The following is a 16,185-nucleotide window of genomic DNA, read 5'->3' on the forward strand; positions in this document are numbered from 1 at the left end:
TGATTAAATTTTCCAAGGACCACGCATGGTGCGGGTGAGCATGGCATTGGCGGCATCGTTGGACTCGAAGCGCTCCGACTTTGGATCGAACTTCAGAGGCTGGCCCACCTTGGCAGCGATGGTGCCCATGTGGCAGATGACGGCGGCGCGCTGGGCGATCTCCGCAGGTGCAGCGGTCTGTCCGCGTGAAAGCACGGCATCAATGAAGTTTCGATGATGATGCTTTGAAACAAAGAGACGTGTGTCAGTCTCCTTCATTTTGATGCGAAGGATGTCCATGCTGCTGGCCTTGAGCGCCTCGGCCTCGGTGAAGACCCAGCCTTCGCTGCCGATGAATTTGGTGCCGTAGGTGGCCTTGTCCGTGGTGCTGAACATCGTCATCTTCACGCCGTTCGAGTAACGGTATTCGATGCGGAACTGCTCAGGCGCGTCGTAGAGACCTTTGTCCCGGCGTTTCACCTCAGTGGCACTGACTTCGACGGGCGTAGTTTCATCCATGCCAGCGCCCCATTGCGCGACATCGACGAAGTGCGCCCCCCAGTCGGTGATGTAGCCGGGGGCATATTCATCGATCCAGCGGAAGTTAAAATGACAACGCGCTGCCGTGTAAGGCCGCTCAGGAGCACTGCCCAGCCACATGGCGTAGTCGAGGTGCGAGGGCACGGGCTCGGGACCTTCGAGTCCGGTGAAGCCACCTCGAATCGCAAAAGTTCCGGGCACACCGACTTCGATCTCCTTCAGTTCGCCGATGTAGCCGTTGCGCACGAGTTCGCAGGCCATGCGCACCTTCAATCCTGAGCGCCTCCAAGTGCCACATTGCAACACGCGTTTGTTTTGACTTACCGCATCGCAGATAGCCCTACCTTCACCGATGCTCGCCCCGAGCGGCTTCTCCGAATACAAATCCTTGCCTGCCTGCGCGGCGGCGACAGCGATGTGAGCATGCCAGTGATCCGGCGTGGCATTCATGATGGCGTCCACATCGCTGCGGGCCAGCACCTCGCGGAAGTCATTGTAGCAATCCGCCTTCGTGAGCTTGGCCAGCTCCATCGCGCGATCCCGATGCTGGCCATCGACATCGCAGATGGCCACGACCTGCACGCGTTCATCCGCGAGGAAGGCGCGCAAATTGCTCGTCCCCTGCCCTCCTACACCGATGCAGGCGAGACGGATCTTCCCATTCGGAGAAAAGGCACCAGCACGCCCTAGCACGGCGGCTGGAAGGATAAGTGGAAACGTGGACTGGAGAAACTGACGACGTGATGTGTTCATGGCTGAGGTGGGGTGAATATCGATAGCTAGAAGACGCACAATTTCTGTTCTTTCACTCGTATGAATGAAGCCTCATTTCATGCGATTAAACTCTCTACTCACCATCACCAGCGCCCTTTTCCTGTGGGTGTTCAACGTGTTTGCGGATGGCAAAGTAGAGTTCAATCGCGACATCCGCCCGATCCTCGCGGCGAAGTGTTACGCCTGCCACGGTCCCGACGAAGACAAGCGTGAGGCCGACCTCCGGCTCGATGTGCGTGCCGAGGCGGTCAAACAGACCATCAAGCCTGGCAAACCGGATGACAGCGAGTTCTGGCATCGCATCACCACCGCCGATCCCGATGATGTGATGCCACCACCCTCCTCGCCGAAGCAGCTCACAAAAACCGAACGAGATCTGTTTCACCGCTGGATCACCGAAGGTGCCGAATATCAGAATCATTGGGCCTTCGCTCCGATCAAACGGCCAGCCGTGCCGACCTCGAAGAACACGAACTCCATCGACGCCTTCATCGAGCACGAACTCGCTAAACACGACCTCAAGCCTGCTACCGAAGCCGATCCTATCACTCTGATCCGGCGCGTCTTCCTCGACCTCACCGGACTGCCTCCCACTCCATCCGACTTGTCAGACCTGAGCGACTGGTCCGACGACAAGTATGCCGCCCTCGTGGACAGGCTTTTGGCTTCGCCCAACTTAGGTGAGCGCTGGGCGCGTCACTGGCTGGACATGGCCCGCTACGCCGACAGCAGCGGCTTCCTCGGCGATGGCCTGCGCCCGAATGCTTATCGTTATCGCGACTGGGTCATCCATGCCATCAACCGCGACCTGCCTTTCGATCAATTCACCATCGAGCAAATCGCGGGTGACCTGTTGCCTAATGCCACACGCGAGCAAATCGCCGCCACCGGCTTTCATCGCAATGCAGCGCTCAACACGGAGGCGGGTCTCGACAAAGAAGAAGCGCGTTTCCAAAACCTCGCCGATCGCGTCAACACGACTGGCCGCGTTTGGATGGGCCTCACTGTCGGCTGCGCTCAGTGTCACACGCACAAATACGATCCGATCACCATCCGCGATTACTACAGCTTCTACGCTTTCTTCGACAACACCGACGATCGCGACGAGCCCACAACCAAGGCTCCCGCGCTCGCTGAAGTGACCAAGGATCGCCGACAGACTTACGTCCACATGGCCGGGGACTACACCCGGCGCGGCCCTGATGTCATGCCTGCGAGCCTTTCGTCACTGCCACCGATGAACAAGCCCGCACAGCCCGAGCCGAACCGCCTCGATCTCGCGAAATGGCTCGTGTCGCCCAATCATCCGCTCACCAGCCGCGTCGCGGTGAATCAAATCTGGAGCAAGCTCTTTGGCACCGGCCTCGTGCGAACACCTGACGACTTTGGCACTAGCGGCGAGTCGCCCTCTCATCCCGAGTTGCTCGATTGGCTCGCCTCCGAGTTCATGCGCCAGGGCTGGAGCCGCAAGCAGCTTATCAAGCTCATTGTCACATCCGCCACCTACAAGCAATCATCTGCGCATCGCGATGACATTGTCGTCATCGACCCGCTGAACCGCCTGCTGTCTCGCCAGAATCGCATCCGCCTCGATGCCGAAATCCTGCGCGACTCCGCGCTCGCCGTCAGCGGCATGCTCACGCGCAGCATTGGCGGTCCCAGCTTCCGCCCGCCGTTGCCGGAGGATGTGTTTGAAGTCGGTCGCTCGTCGAACTGGCAGGCCAGTCCCGGTGCTGAGCGCTACCGCCGCAGCCTTTACATCATCACACTGCGCAGCGTGCTCTACCCAATGCTCACTACCTTCGACGGTCCTGACGCTGCTGATGCTTGCGTGCGCCGTGAACGCAGCAACACACCGCTACAGGCCCTCACGATGATGAATGACGGAGCTTTTGTTGAAGCCGCGCAGTCGCTGGCCTTGAGAGTCATGCGTGAAAGCCAGCCTAAAGAACGGCAGCAAAAGATCTTCTATCTCGTGTTGAACCGCCAACCACGCCCCGAGGAGCTTTCCCGGCTACAAGCCTTCCACGCTGAACAAAAAGCCCGCGTGCAATCCGATGGTTCCAACGCTCTCAAAGCTCTTGGCATCATCGAAAAGGCTGTTTCGCCAACCGAAGCTATCGAAGCTGCCACTCTCGTCGCCACCGCACGCGTGCTCATGAATCTCGATGAGTTCATCAACCGCCAATAGCCATGTCCCCCCAAGATTATTTTACCCAAACCCGCCGCGACTTCCTCGCGACGAGTTCCTGCGGGCTGGGGACGCTCGCGTTGGCCTCGTTGCTAAAGCAGGACGGCCTGCTGGCAGAAGATGCAAGCATCCCCGCGAATCCGCTTTCGACCCGTGTGTCGCATTTCGCGCCGAAGGCAGAGCGCTGTATCTTCATCTTCCTCGAAGGTGGACCGAGTCAGATGGATCTCTTTGATCCGAAGCCGCTGCTGAACAAATACGACGGCCAGCCGCTGCCTGATTCTATCGTGGGCAATGCGAAGTTCGCCTTCCTGCAAAAAGAGTCGGCCACCGTGATGGGCACGAAGCGTGTCTTCAAAAAGCACGGTCAATGCGGCATGGAGATCAGCGATCTGCTGCCGCACATTGCGACGTGCGCGGACGACATCGCTTTGATCCGTTCGATGCACACGACGCAGTTCAATCACCTGCCCGGCCAGCTCATGTTGAACTGCGGCGCAGCCTTGCTTGGACGTCCGAGCGTCGGCTCATGGGTGACGTATGGCCTCGGCAATGCCTCGCAGGAACTGCCGTCGTATGTCGTGATGGTCAGCAAAGGCCGTGGCTTGCCCGGCGGCAGTTCCACGTGGTCGAGCGGCTTCCTGCCGTCGTCGTATGGCGGCGTGATGTTTCGCAACGGAGCCTCGCCTGTGCTAAATCTCGCCAATCCCGATGGCATCACGCCGGAGATGCAATCAGCGAGCATTCGCGCCCTGAATGATCTCAACCGCCTCCAGCACATGCACATCGGCGATCCCGAGATCGCCGCACGCATCAACAGCTACGAGCTCGCCTTTCGCATGCAAAGCTCGGCTCCTGAGCTGGTCGATCTCAGCGGCGAGTCGCAGACCACGCTCGATGCCTATGGCGTGAACCGAATCGAGCCGCCCATCAAGAGCAATCTCGGCGGCATCGGCAATTTCCAGACCTTCTCGCGACATTGCTTGCAGGCGCGGCGCATGGTCGAGCGCGGTGTGCGCTTCGTGAACATCATCCACGCCTCGTGGGATCATCACAGCGCCCTCGATCCGCAGCTCGCACACAATTGCCAGATGGTCGATCAGCCCATTGCCGCGCTGCTGAAGGATCTGAAACAACGCGGCCTGCTCGACACCACGCTCGTCGTCTGGGGCAGCGAGTTCGGCCGCACCGCGCTCGGCGAGAACCGCAAGGGATTCAAGAAAGTCACTGGTCGCGATCATCATCCCGCCGCCTTCAGTTTGTGGATGGCCGGCGGCGGCATCAAGGGCGGTCAGGTCCATGGTGAGACCGACGACTTCGCCTGGCACGTCGCCCGCGATCCCGTGTCCATGCACGACTTCCACGCCACGATCCTCCACCTCTTCGGCCTTGATCACAACAAGCTCAGCTACCGCTTCCAAGGCCTCGACTTCCGCCTCACCGGCGTGAATCCGGCGAAGGTGGTGAAGGGGCTGATTGCGTGATTTGAAGAGGAAAATGCCGTTCACGCCGCGTTTTGGACAAGTGCCAAACGCCCCGTTCCAATTCATTGCGATATCGCTCCTGCTCTGCGTCATCATGCAGGCGGCGGAGCCGATGGCGATAGATTGGGCGAAGGCGCGTCAGCACTGGTCCTTCGTGCCGCCGAAGGCGCGGGCCTTGCCAAAGGTGAAGGACACGACTTGGCCGCGTGGGCGGGAGGATCACTTCATCCTCGCAAGCATGGAGGCCAAGGAGCTCACGCCTTCACGCGAGGCCGATGCGCGGACCTTGATCCGCCGTGTGACTTTTGATCTCACGGGTCTGCCGCCGACGCCGGAGGAAGTGCGGGCGTTTGTGAATGACGCGCGCCCGGATGCCTATGCGCGGCTCGTGGATGATTTGCTCGGTCGCCGAGCTTTTGGTGAACGCATGGCGAGTGTGTGGCTGAATCTCGCGCGCTATGCCGAGGATCAGGCGCATCAGGTGGGCAACAACTCATCGTTTAGCTATCCAAACGCCTGGCGCTATCGGGACTGGGTGATCGCCGCGTTCAATGCGGATCTTCCGTATGACCGGTTCATCGAGAAGCAGCTCGCCGTTGATTTGATCGAGCCGGAGAACAAGGCGGACCTCGCAGCGCTCGGCTTTCTCGGCCTCGGTCACAAGCTGTATGCACGTGGTCGGCTCGATGTGCAGGCGGAGGAGTGGTCGGAGCAGGTGGACACCGTTTCGCAGACCTTCCTCGGCCTCACCGTGGCCTGTGCACGCTGCCACGATCACAAGTTCGACCCGATCACGGCTCGTGATTACTACGCAATGGCCGGAGTCTTCGCCTCGGTGCAGATGGTGAACCTGCGACCCGATGGCAAGGAGGAGGACAGCAAAACATTGGCCGACAAGATGGACCCCGGCACCCTGCACATCGTGCGTGACCTCAATCCGCATGACTTGCCCGTCTATGATCGTGGCGATGTCGAGACGCCCGGAGCCGTGGCTCCGCGTGGGTGGTTGCAGGTGCTCAGCAAGGGCGAGACGGTGAAGTTTAAGCAAGGCAGTGGACGTTCGGAGCTGGCCCGCCAGATCTCTGATCCAGCCAATCCGCTCACAGCCCGCGTAATGGTGAATCGCGTGTGGGATCTGCTCTTCGGCAAGCCGCTGGCACGCACCACGAGCAACTTCGGCGCGACAGGTGACAAGCCCACCCATCCCGAACTGCTCGACGACCTCGCCTTCCGCTTCATGCAGAACGGCTGGTCGGTGAAGCGACTCATGCGCGAGCTGGTCACGTCTGCCACCTATCGCCAGAGCAGCAGCGGCAGCGCCGCGAATGCGCAACTCGACGAGGCGAATGACCATCTATGGCGCATGAATCGCCGCCAACTCGGGATCGAAGCCTGGCGCGATGCCATCATGGCCGCCGCTGGAACGCTCACACTGGAAGGTGGCCAGTCACTGAGCCTCGATGCTTCCACGCATCACAAGCGCACGATCTACTCCCAGATCAGCCGCCGCGAGCTGAACAAGACGCTGATGCTCTTCGATTACCCGGATGCGAACGTCCATGCCGCGCGCCGAAGCAGCAGCACCACGCCCACACAGAAGCTTTTCGTGATGAACAGCCCTTTCATCATCGACCAGTCGAAAAAACTCGCCCAACGACTCCAGCAAAGTGGCAGTGATGACACCTCACGCATCCGCCACGCCTATGAACTCCTCTTTGCCCGCGAACCCGAGGCGGAAGAACTCGCCATCGCCCTGGAGTTTCTGAAACAACCCACAGACTCCGCCCTCACCATGTGGGAGCAGTTCGCCCAGGCTCTGCTGGCGACGAATGAGACGATGTTTGTGGATTGAGCTGGGCCTGGCTCAATCCACGCAAAAAACACCTCTGTTGAGCTTGCTCTGCCAGGTGAGGCCGAGACAGAATGAGAGTCTAATGAATCAACGTTGGCGGCGTCTTGGGTCCAATCTTGGCATCTTCGGAGTGCTGGCGCTTCTATGTGCTCTTTTCAGTGTCGTGACTTTGCGAGAGCAGCCACTCTCAGGTGAGGCGGCAGCAAAACAGATAATAAGTGCTCTCCCGACTTCTGCCGGTTCTGTCATGATTGCCGTCGGGGAGAGTGCGGAGGATCGGGAACTGGCGGCGATTCTAAATAAGCTGACACCCGACATTGCCACACAGGTGATGGGAAATCCAAAGACAGCGCGTGCTGCCCTGGAGTCTCTGGTGGCCCGGCAGATGAAACTGAAGGCGATCCTTTGCAGTTCCACCTCCTCGGGCTGGCTGGTGCTGCAGGATGCGGGCGAGGACTTCCCTGCCCTGGGGCAGCCCGTGATTATCGCTCCACGCACGGAACGCTGGCCGACTTTCTTGAAGGCGGACAATCTGGTGAACATCGCCAATCAGATCGCAGTGATCGCCATTCTGGCGATCGGGATGACGATGGTGATCATCACGAGCGGGATCGATCTAAGCGTGGGAAGTCTGATCGCGATTTCTGCCATCGCGACCACGCTGCTGATCCGCGATGTCTTTGGCGGCACTGAAGCCAGCATGATCGGGATGCTGGCAGCCGCACTCGGCGGCATTCTCCTGTGTGGCATCATCGGCTGGACCACGGGTTTGATCATCACCCGGCTCAGCGTACCGCCCTTCATCGTGACGCTGGCGGTCATGCTGGCGGCGAGTGGTCTGGCGTATCGGTTGGCGGAGAATCAGTCGATCTACCAGGTGCCGGAGAGCTTTGTCTGGCTGGGACGCGGAGCAGACGTGATGGGCATCCCGAATGCTGTGCTGCTGATGCTCTGTCTCTATGCGCTGGCGCATGGGGTAATGACGCAGACGCGCTTCGGAAGACACCTGTATGCGGTAGGCGGAAACTATGAAGCAGCCACGCTATCTGGACTGCCAGTGCGGAGGATTGTGATGCTGGCGTATGTGATCTCCGGCCTGCTGGCCGGGCTCGGTGGAGTAATCACGGCCTCACTTTTGAAAAGCGGTTCGCCGACTTATGGCAGCATGTATGAGCTGTATGTGATCGCCGCCGTGGTCGTGGGTGGCACGCGCCTGAGCGGAGGCAAAGGGACGATGGGAGGCACATTGGCGGGTGCCTTTATCATCGCCGTGCTGCAAAATGGGATGAACCTGACCAACGTCGAGAGCAACACACAGAAGATCGTGCTCGGACTCGTGATCCTCGGTGCAGTGATCATGGACCGGCTGCGAATGCGGAGCTAGCTTCCTTCGGGTTTCCAGCCGGGACCACGAAACAAATAACCGAGGCGCTTCGGCCAGGGCAACTGGCTTTGACGGAAGTCACGAAACATCCCCCGCCATTCGTGAAAAACGATGTTCACAGGGCCTCGGTCCGGGATCTCCCTGGTCAATCCATAGCGTGGTGGATCGGCCGCATCTTCTGTAGCAAAGGTGCCGAACAGCTTGTCCCACACGATGAGACACATGCCCATGTTTTTGTCCAGATAACGGGGATTCGAGGCATGATGTACGCGGTGATGCGATGGAGTGACGAAGATGTATTCGAGCCAGCCAAGCCTGCCGATGCACTCGGTGTGGATGAGGCTGCCGTAGATCTGGGTGGCGGCATACATGAAAAGAACGTCCAGCGGCTCAAAACCCAGCAAGGCAATGGGTGCGAAGTAGGCAGTACGATAAACAGGCTGGAAAACGGAGGAGCGAAAGCCCGTGGTTAGATTGAATTCAGGCGAGGAGTGGTGGGTGACGTGAACAGCCCAAAAAAGGCGGCAATGATGATCGACGAAGTGAAGCACATAATACGCGAAGTCCTCCAAAACGAAGAGTGCCGTCCAGTAAAGCCACCCCTTCTCCCAGGTGAACACTCGACAGTGCCAGCATAAGCCAAGCACGGGCAGCACAACGATGGCACGCAGGAGGAGATCGAGGCTGCCATTGAGTGTGGCGAGGTAGAAGTTCGTCAATGTCTCCCGCCAGCTGTAAGCGCGGATGCGGCGGAAATGCGTGACGGCGATCTCGATGAGGATGGCAGCAAGAATCAGCGGCACGCTGAAAAGCATGAGGCTTTGTTCACGAAAGGCTTCCATGAGTTCTGATACGAATCACCGGATCATCTCGTGCTGTCCAAACGTGAGTCCACCCATGGTGGCAGTCAGAGCTTCACGCCAGGATTGGCCTCGATGGCCTTCGTGAGCCCTTCCCAACCTTCGGGACGCTGCATCTGGAACATGTGCAGGTAGAGAGCCACCTGACGTTCTGGGTAAGCCGCCATGAGAGCCTGGACGGCAGCGAGGGCCTTCTCCTCGGCGATTTCAGCGGGCAGGTTCTCGACCTGACCTTTCCCATCATGCTCGACGCCTAGAGCATCCAGAAAGGTGATGAGCATTTTGCTCTGGGATTTCAGTAGCCAGATCTGGATGAGCTGCTCGATGACAGGGCCGTTCGTTTTCAGATTGAGCTGGTTGATCAGCCACTCCTGCTGCTGAATTCGTGATTTTTCGAGCACAAACTGAGGGCGCAGCTTGCGAGCAGCAGCCAGCGAATTCAGCATCGCACGATAGGCGGGGCGTTCCTCAGTCTGGATGTAAGTGAGGATTTCAGTGCGCAGATCAGTGCCAATGGCTTCGAAAATTTGCTGGGCGGTCATGAGGTAGCCGATGCGGTATGGGGTTGGGGAAAGGGGGGCGTCTGCTAGCACGCTGACTTCCAGGAGGCAACCGCTTTCCCCTCGAAGACAGGCTTCGAGTTTCTCTGAAACAAAGGAAGATCACCTTGACCGCACGGGGGGCGCTCTGATAATTGCGCCCCCCGCGCACCACCACCCCCATGGCGTTGCCTGCCTCCGCCCCCCAGACGCCTCACGGCACTATGGCCGTCTCTAAAAAACCAGCTTCAGGAACAAATAAAAAACGCCCCATTGCCGCGCCTGCCGCTGTAGTGGTGTCTGCATTTGTGCCTACTCAAGCAGATGCTCAGCCCGTAAAGCGTGGACGTGGCCGCCCACGCAAGTATCCGCTGGTGGATAAACCTGCGGCCACAGCCATGCCTCTCGTCTCCCCGGATGGCATCCTGCTCAAGCGTCGTCGTGGGCGTCCACCCAAAAACGGCTATGCAACAGCACCGGCGGTCAGCATTTTTAACGACATCAACTCGCCTGAAGTGCAGTCCCGCATCCGCGGACTCATCCGGCTGGCCAAAGATCAGGACCATCTGAACTGGGATGACATCAATGAGGCTCTGCCCTCCGGCATCGTCACCGTCGATCTGATCGACGAGGTCATCTCCCGCCTGCGCTCCCTGGAGATCCGCATCACGGACGAGAACGACTCACCACCCCGCGCCCTCTTGGCCGCCCTGGCTCCGAAGCTCGATGCCGCTGCTGCTGCTGCCGCAGCCACAATCGCCAAGGAAGATGCACGGCTCGACATGTTTGACGATCCCGTGCGCATGTATCTTCGTCAGATGGGCCAAGTGCCCCTGCTGACACGTGAGCAGGAGATCGAGATTTCCAAGCGCATCGAAAAAGCAGAGACCAACCTCCAGCAGTGCCTGCAAAACATCGGCTTCGTAGCAGCCAGCTATCTTCAATATGCCCGCAATCTCTCAAACGGCATGGAGCGGTTCGACCGGCTCGTGATCGACCGGAAGAGCGAGGAACGTGAACTCTATTTCAAAAAGCTCCCCCCACTCATCGGTCAGGCTGCAGACGCCTTTCAGAAGTGCGCCCAGTATTACAAGACAGTCGGCTCCACGGTCGGCAAGAAGCAGGCCACTGCCAAGTCCGGCTTCGAAAGCTCACGCACCGCGTTTTTCAAATTCTGCGCGAAGTTCTACTTCAAGCAGAAGATCAACGAAGACTTCGTCGCCCTCATCGAGCGCAAACTCGACGAACTCCACGCTCTGGAACGTGAAATCCACCTACATCCGCGCACTCAGGAGCTGAAGGAACGGCTTTACCAATTCGAGCAGGATGCCTGGCAGACGGCGGAAGGCTTCCGCAATATGGCAGCCCACTCCCGCCAGTGTGTCGCGGACTCCACGCGCGCAAAAACGGAGATGATCGAGGCCAATCTGCGCCTCGTCATTTCCATCGCCAAGAAGTACACCAATCGCGGCCTGTCCTTCCTCGATCTCATTCAAGAGGGGAACATGGGCCTCATGCGAGCCGTGGAGAAATTTGAGTACCGCCGCGGTTACAAATTCTCGACCTACGCCACTTGGTGGATTCGTCAGGCCATCACCCGCAGCATCGCCGATCAGGCACGCACGATCCGCATCCCGGTCCACATGATCGAGACGATCAACAAGCTGATGCGCGTACACAAGCAGCTCGTTCAGGAACTCGGTCGCGATCCAACGCCGGATGAGATCGCTGAGGAGATTCATCTGCCCGTCGAGCGTGTGAATGCCGTTCTGCGCATGTCTCAGCAGCCCGTCTCCATGCAGGCAAAAGTGGGCGAAGGCGATGGCGACACCGAGTTTGGTGACTTCATCGAAGATAAAGAAGCGCGTGACCCGATGGAGCTCACGGCCATGAATCTTCTTCGCGACAAACTCAAGGACGTGCTCGACACCCTCAATCCGCGTGAGCGCGAGGTGCTGGAGCAGCGGTTCGGTCTCGTCGATGGTGCAGGCCGAACGCTGGAGGAAGTGGGCAAGCAGTTTCAGGTCACCCGTGAGCGCATTCGCCAGATCGAAGCCAAGGCCCTCCGCAAGCTGCGTCATCCGACGCGCATTCGGAAGCTGGGTGGATTCTTCGGCGCAGAGTGATCAGTGCTTCCCCTGACCGTAGTAGGCGTTCGGGCCGTGCTTGCGCAGATGGTGCTTTTCCAAAATGTGCCCAGGGATGGGCTGCAGCGTCGGATTCAGCGCGTAGCTGCCGAGAGCCATCTGAGCGCACATCTCCAGAGCGATGCTGTTGTTCACCGAATCCATCGCTGTCCTGCCAAAGGTGAAGGGTGCGTGGTGCAACTGAAGCACCGCAGGCATCTCGATGGGACTTAGCCCCAGCTCACGCAACCGCTCCACGATGGCCACGCCAGTGAAGTGCTCGTAGTCCGCCTCGACTTCCGCAGGCGTCAGCGCCCGCACCACAGGCACCGTGCCATGGAAGTGATCCGCATGAGTCGTGCCGAAGCAGGGCACTTCCCTTCCCGCTTGGGAGAAGATCGTGGCATTCAGGCTGTGCGTATGCGTGATGCCGCCAATCTCGGCAAACTCACGGTAGAGGTGCAGGTGCGTCTTCGTGTCGGATGAGGGGCGCAAGGTGCCCTCCACCACTTTGCCTTTCAGATCCAGCAGCACGATGTCCGCCGGCGTCAGCTTGTCATAGTCCACACCGCTGGGCTTGATGCCCCACAGCCCGCTGGCGCGGTCGATGCCCGAAACATTGCCCCAAGTGAGTCGCACGAGACCGCTGGGCACGAGGGCACGATTGGCGTCACAAATCTGGGCACGTAGATCAGGCAGCAGCATGGAGGAAGACGATTACTGCTTCTTCGCCAGACTGACGATGCCGTAGTTCTTCGCGTAGGTGCCAAGCGCTTCAATGGCGGATTCCTTGGTGATCGAATCACTGTTGGCCACAATGATCAGCTTGTTTGCCTCGGCATCACCGGGCTTCACATCCACACTGACCACACCGGGCAGCTTTTGCATCAGGGCACCGGCCACATGCTCTTTGCAGGAGACACAGACGACGCCGGTGATCTTACCTTCATAAGTAACGGCTTTCGGAGTATCTGCGGCCTGAAGAGCAGCAGAAAGGAGGGACAATGTGAGGAGGAGTGTCTTCATGAGAATGGGGCGTTAAGTCGTGGACATAAAAACGCCGGGATGTGGCACTTGTCCAGCATCCCGGCGTGCGGATTCACGGAGGTGAATTACTTCTCAAGGGACTCACCAGCTTTTTTCCAGCCGGAGATGCCTGCGGAGAGGTGCTTCACGTTGGTGTAGCCGAGTTCAGCAGCTTTGCTGGCAGCCTTCTTGTAAGCGGAGCAGCTTGGGCCACCGCAATAAGCGACGACCAGTGCGCCCTTGTCAGCAGGAAGGGCGCTGGCGAGGTCACCACCTTTGGTGGCGAAGTCTATGGCACCTGGGACGTGACCAGCGGTGTAAGAAGCGGCACCATTGACGTCGATAACGACGACTTTCTTCTCAGCGATGGCGGTCTTCAGATCCGCGATGCTGATGTCAGGGAATTCGGCAGCGAAACCGGTGGAGGCGACGAGCGCGAAGGCGAGGGCGAGGAGTTTCTTCATGATGTTGTTCGATGGTTAGTTTGGTTTGTTGTGTTTTGCCCGGCGGACCGGACTGGAGTCAGACGCCCTGACTGGCATTTTATTCCAGATGGGGCGTGTCTTCGATCCTTGTACGTGTGGCAACGTTGAATCGTGCAGGGAAAAGTAGGCTCTTTGCTTTCGGGGGGAGGCGCGAGGAAGCTTTCTGGAGACAACAAAAGCGTGCGTGCATTCTGATCAGTGCTTATATCTGCGCCCTCCTTATGGACCCATTAATCCACCTCCTCGCCATCAACTCCAACCGCTCCGCTGCTGAGCTGGCTGGAATCCTCAGCCTCACGGAAGACGAAGTGCGCCGCCGCATCGCCGCCGCCGAGGCCGATGGCACGATCCTGGGTTACAACGCGGTCGTCGATCGTCAGAAAGCAGGCCAGAAAGGCGTCACAGCCCTCGTCGAAGTGAAGATCACCCCCGAGCGCGAAGGTGGCTTCGACCGTCTCGCCCGCCGCATCGCCAAGTTTGATCAGGTCCGCGAGTGCTTCCTCATGAGCGGTGGTTACGACCTCGCCATCCTCGTCGAGGGCAAAGACCTCCTCGATGTGGCGAACTTCATCGCTGAAAAGCTCAGCACGCTCGGCGGCGTGCTGTCCACCGCCACGCACTTCCAGTTGAAGGCCTACAAGCAGGCCGGTTTCCTGGTCAATGCCGTCGGCGACGAAGAGCGTCTGCCCGTCAGTCCCTAGTGTGTCGTCCAGAACTGTCTTTGCCCAACCTCAATGGACTACCACAATAAACTCTGTACCCAGGTCCGCGACCTCCCGCGCTCTGGCATTCGCGATTTCTTCGAACTCGTCATCGGCCGCACGGACGTCATCTCCCTCGGCGTCGGTGAGCCGGATAAATCCACGCCCTGGCCCATCCGCGAGGCGGTCATCCGCTCCCTGGAAAAAGGCCAGACCAGCTACACCTCGAACCTCGGTCTGGAGCCCCTCCGCGTGCTCATCAGCGAATACGTGGAAAAGCAATTCCGCGTCACCTACGACCCGAAGACGGAGATCCTCGTCACCGTCGGCGTCAGTGAGGCGCTCGACATCGCCTTCCGTGCCGTTTTGAATCCTGGCGACGAAGTCATCTATCATGAGCCCTGCTACGTCAGCTACAGCCCGAGCATCAAGATGGCTTACGGCGTGCCCGTCGTGGTGAATACGCGTGAGGAAAACAACTTCGCGCTCATGGCCGCCGATGTCGAAAAGGCCATCACGCCGAAGACGAAGATCATCGCGTTGAACTTCCCCACCAATCCCACCGGTGGCATCATGCCTCCTGAAGAGTTGGAAAAGATCGCCGCACTCGCGGTGAAGCATGACCTCTTCGTCTTCACCGACGAGATCTACTGTGAGCTGCTTTACGACAATCGCCAGCACAAGAGCATCGTCGAATACCCCGGCATGAGAGAGCGCACCGTGCTCCTTCATGGCTTCAGCAAGGCCTTCGCCATGACCGGCTGGCGCCTCGGCTATGCCTGTGCTCCTGCACCGCTGCGCGAGGCCATGATGAAGGTCCACCAATACTGCATGCTCTGCGCTCCCATCATGAGCCAGATCGCCGGCATCGAAGCTCTGAAAATGGGTGCCAGCGCCTATGAGGAGATGCGCCAGAGCTATGAGATGCGGCGGAACATCATCGTCAGCCGCCTCAACGGCATGGGCCTCCACTGCTTCAATCCCGGCGGAGCCTTCTACGTCTTCCCCGAGATCCGCAGCACCGGCCTCACCAGCAAGGAGTTCGCCTTCGGCCTTCTCGAAAAGAAGAGCGTCGCCGTCGTCCCCGGAAATGCCTTTGGCGAAGCCGGTGAAGGCTTTGTCCGCTGTTGCTACGCCACCGCGCCCGACCTCATCGTCAAGGCGATGGACCTCATGGAAGAGTTCGTGAACGAAGTGCGGAAGTAAGCCAATCCTTCACCATGAAAAAGCCGCGAACGGGTCATCCTTTCGCGGCTTTTTGAGTGAATCGGGGGGCTCTTATTTCGCCACGTAATCCAGCACGCAGACCTTATCGAGGATCGGCTTGAGCTGGCTCACGAACTCCGAGTGAGCCGGATGCGGCAGATACGCATCGAGGCCTGCCTTGTCGGCAAAGGTCACGAAGAAGCAGTGGGTGAAGCCATCGTTGATGTTCTCCGGGCTCACATTCGTGCCCCACTCGAAGGCTTTGACCGTGTCCACCTTCTTCGCCAGTTCGATGAAGGCTTTCTCGATGCCCTGCACCTGCTCGGGCGTGGCAGTGTCCTTGAATTTAAAGAACACGACATGGCGATACGGGGCATCTGCGGCTGGGGCGGAGGTCATGAGCAGGAGGAGTGCGGTGAGGGTGAGGAACAGTTTCATGGAGAACGTGCACGCTTTGCGTCAGTTGCAGCGCTTGGCAATGCTTTTCCAAGGCGGCACGGTGAGTGAAGACGAAGAGTTTTCTTCAGGACAAGGATCCTTTCAGAGTCACCGCCAACTGCAAACATTGTCGTCCCAGGTCTTGGGATCTTTGTCGGGGCCGGAGGAAAAGATCGCACTGGAGGCAGGGATGGACTCGGGGGCGCGTTGAGTCGCCTTGCCTGTGGCTCCGGGGAGTCGCTCGGGGTTCGGGATGTGTTCGTCACCGGTGGATTCGAGCAGGAGGTAGTATCGCTCTCCCCAGGGATCGACGAGGGCGGTTTCGGGCGTGATGGACTGAACTTCAGGGTCGAGGTGAATCATGCCCGACTTGCCATAGCGCGCGATAGGAGCGTCAAGGAACTTGATGCCGCGTGGGTTGGCTGCTGTCTTCTCACCCAGCAGTGACAGAAGGAGTGTTCCTTCTGTCCGGATGATCGTAAGCGTCACCGTAACGCCCATAGGAACGCGGTTGGAACGGGGCGCGTGGGGAGTCAGGGATGTCCCACGTTATGGACAACCAAATCACGATTTTGAAACGGGACGCACGCGGTCGTGTGC

At 59.0% G+C, this 16,185-nt stretch carries 15 protein-coding genes; 7 read left to right on the forward strand and 8 right to left on the reverse strand.

Translation table 11 applies throughout. The features are described from left to right. Window positions 1–3: 3 nt before the first annotated feature. A complete protein-coding gene (locus AC6FTP_RS13785) occupies window positions 4–1,272 on the reverse strand; it encodes a Gfo/Idh/MocA family protein (protein ID WP_497207493.1) in 1,269 nt (422 codons plus the stop codon). A 79-nt stretch (window positions 1,273–1,351) separates the two neighbouring features. On the opposite strand from AC6FTP_RS13785, the gene AC6FTP_RS13790 reads away from it, so the two are divergent. The 4 genes from AC6FTP_RS13790 (at window position 1,352) to AC6FTP_RS13805 (ending at window position 8,204) form a co-directional block, all read left to right on the forward strand. Beyond that, entirely contained in the window at window positions 1,352–3,484 is a 2,133-nt protein-coding gene (locus AC6FTP_RS13790) for a PSD1 and planctomycete cytochrome C domain-containing protein (protein WP_497207494.1), read from the forward strand. Between the two features lie 2 nt (window positions 3,485–3,486). Further along, window positions 3,487–4,968, forward strand: coding sequence for a DUF1501 domain-containing protein (locus AC6FTP_RS13795; RefSeq protein WP_497207495.1), 1,482 nt, complete (start codon window positions 3,487–3,489; stop codon window positions 4,966–4,968). A 40-nt stretch (window positions 4,969–5,008) separates the two neighbouring features. Then, on the forward strand, window positions 5,009–6,820 hold the full coding sequence (locus AC6FTP_RS13800) for a DUF1549 and DUF1553 domain-containing protein (protein WP_497207496.1): 1,812 nt from the start codon (window positions 5,009–5,011) through the stop codon (window positions 6,818–6,820). A gap of 247 nt (window positions 6,821–7,067) precedes the next feature. Further along, window positions 7,068–8,204, forward strand: coding sequence for an ABC transporter permease (locus AC6FTP_RS13805; protein ID WP_497207497.1), 1,137 nt, complete (start codon window positions 7,068–7,070; stop codon window positions 8,202–8,204). On the opposite strand, the gene AC6FTP_RS13810 is transcribed toward AC6FTP_RS13805, so the two are convergent. Continuing rightward, the gene (locus AC6FTP_RS13810; RefSeq protein WP_497207498.1) at window positions 8,201–9,046 is read right to left on the reverse strand and encodes a sterol desaturase family protein; all 846 of its coding nucleotides are present in this window, start codon (window positions 9,044–9,046) and stop codon (window positions 8,201–8,203) included. The genes AC6FTP_RS13805 and AC6FTP_RS13810 overlap by 4 nt on opposite strands. 65 nt (window positions 9,047–9,111) lie before the next feature. After that, a complete protein-coding gene (locus AC6FTP_RS13815) occupies window positions 9,112–9,606 on the reverse strand; it encodes a hypothetical protein (RefSeq protein WP_497207499.1) in 495 nt (164 codons plus the stop codon). A gap of 395 nt (window positions 9,607–10,001) precedes the next feature. Between AC6FTP_RS13815 and rpoD the strand changes: the two genes are divergently transcribed. Continuing rightward, entirely contained in the window at window positions 10,002–11,729 is a 1,728-nt protein-coding gene (gene rpoD, locus AC6FTP_RS13820; RefSeq protein ID WP_497207500.1) for an RNA polymerase sigma factor RpoD, read from the forward strand. Here rpoD and araD read toward each other — a convergent pair whose 3' ends face one another. The 3 genes from araD to AC6FTP_RS13835 form a co-directional block, all read right to left on the reverse strand. Then, the gene (araD, locus tag AC6FTP_RS13825; protein WP_497207501.1) at window positions 11,730–12,434 is read right to left on the reverse strand and encodes an L-ribulose-5-phosphate 4-epimerase AraD; all 705 of its coding nucleotides are present in this window, start codon (window positions 12,432–12,434) and stop codon (window positions 11,730–11,732) included. It lies immediately after the preceding gene. Window positions 12,435–12,446: 12 nt separating this feature from the next. Next, a complete protein-coding gene (locus AC6FTP_RS13830) occupies window positions 12,447–12,755 on the reverse strand; it encodes a hypothetical protein (RefSeq protein WP_497207502.1) in 309 nt (102 codons plus the stop codon). 86 nt (window positions 12,756–12,841) lie between these two features. Then, window positions 12,842–13,219 carry a rhodanese-like domain-containing protein gene (locus tag AC6FTP_RS13835; RefSeq protein ID WP_497207503.1) on the reverse strand — a complete coding sequence of 126 codons (378 nt, stop codon included), beginning with the start codon at window positions 13,217–13,219 and terminating at the stop codon, window positions 12,842–12,844. 242 nt (window positions 13,220–13,461) lie between these two features. On the opposite strand from AC6FTP_RS13835, the gene AC6FTP_RS13840 reads away from it, so the two are divergent. Both AC6FTP_RS13840 and AC6FTP_RS13845 read left to right on the forward strand, forming a co-directional pair. Then, window positions 13,462–13,941, forward strand: coding sequence for an Lrp/AsnC family transcriptional regulator (locus tag AC6FTP_RS13840; protein WP_497207504.1), 480 nt, complete (start codon window positions 13,462–13,464; stop codon window positions 13,939–13,941). A gap of 33 nt (window positions 13,942–13,974) precedes the next feature. Further along, window positions 13,975–15,147 (forward strand): aminotransferase class I/II-fold pyridoxal phosphate-dependent enzyme, encoded by a 1,173-nt coding sequence (locus AC6FTP_RS13845; RefSeq protein WP_497207505.1) that lies wholly within the window; start codon window positions 13,975–13,977, stop codon window positions 15,145–15,147. Between the two features lie 72 nt (window positions 15,148–15,219). Here the strand turns inward: AC6FTP_RS13845 and AC6FTP_RS13850 are convergent, their stop codons facing one another. Next, on the reverse strand, window positions 15,220–15,585 hold the full coding sequence (locus AC6FTP_RS13850) for a Dabb family protein (RefSeq protein ID WP_497207506.1): 366 nt from the start codon (window positions 15,583–15,585) through the stop codon (window positions 15,220–15,222). Between the two features lie 108 nt (window positions 15,586–15,693). After that, window positions 15,694–15,948: a hypothetical protein gene (locus AC6FTP_RS13855; RefSeq protein WP_497207507.1), complete on the reverse strand. Its 255-nt coding sequence runs from the start codon at window positions 15,946–15,948 to the stop codon at window positions 15,694–15,696. Window positions 15,949–16,185 lie beyond the last annotated feature (237 nt).

The sequence above is a fragment of the Prosthecobacter sp. genome (genome assembly GCF_044378005.1).
Lineage (GTDB): Bacteria > Verrucomicrobiota > Verrucomicrobiia > Verrucomicrobiales > Verrucomicrobiaceae > Prosthecobacter.

Coding starts and splice junctions, on each gene's coding strand:
- AC6FTP_RS13785 (WP_497207493.1), bottom strand. CDS start 1,272: ATGAACACATCACGTCGTCAGTTTCTCCAGTCCACGTTTCCACTTATC.
- AC6FTP_RS13790 (WP_497207494.1), top strand. CDS start 1,352: ATGCGATTAAACTCTCTACTCACCATCACCAGCGCCCTTTTCCTGTGG.
- AC6FTP_RS13795 (WP_497207495.1), top strand. CDS start 3,487: ATGTCCCCCCAAGATTATTTTACCCAAACCCGCCGCGACTTCCTCGCG.
- AC6FTP_RS13805 (WP_497207497.1), top strand. CDS start 7,068: ATGATTGCCGTCGGGGAGAGTGCGGAGGATCGGGAACTGGCGGCGATT.
- AC6FTP_RS13810 (WP_497207498.1), bottom strand. CDS start 9,046: ATGGAAGCCTTTCGTGAACAAAGCCTCATGCTTTTCAGCGTGCCGCTG.
- AC6FTP_RS13815 (WP_497207499.1), bottom strand. CDS start 9,606: ATGACCGCCCAGCAAATTTTCGAAGCCATTGGCACTGATCTGCGCACT.
- rpoD (WP_497207500.1), top strand. CDS start 10,002: ATGCCTCTCGTCTCCCCGGATGGCATCCTGCTCAAGCGTCGTCGTGGG.
- araD (WP_497207501.1), bottom strand. CDS start 12,434: ATGCTGCTGCCTGATCTACGTGCCCAGATTTGTGACGCCAATCGTGCC.
- AC6FTP_RS13830 (WP_497207502.1), bottom strand. CDS start 12,755: ATGAAGACACTCCTCCTCACATTGTCCCTCCTTTCTGCTGCTCTTCAG.
- AC6FTP_RS13835 (WP_497207503.1), bottom strand. CDS start 13,219: ATGAAGAAACTCCTCGCCCTCGCCTTCGCGCTCGTCGCCTCCACCGGT.
- AC6FTP_RS13840 (WP_497207504.1), top strand. CDS start 13,462: ATGGACCCATTAATCCACCTCCTCGCCATCAACTCCAACCGCTCCGCT.
- AC6FTP_RS13845 (WP_497207505.1), top strand. CDS start 13,975: ATGGACTACCACAATAAACTCTGTACCCAGGTCCGCGACCTCCCGCGC.
- AC6FTP_RS13850 (WP_497207506.1), bottom strand. CDS start 15,585: ATGAAACTGTTCCTCACCCTCACCGCACTCCTCCTGCTCATGACCTCC.
- AC6FTP_RS13855 (WP_497207507.1), bottom strand. CDS start 15,948: ATGATTCACCTCGACCCTGAAGTTCAGTCCATCACGCCCGAAACCGCC.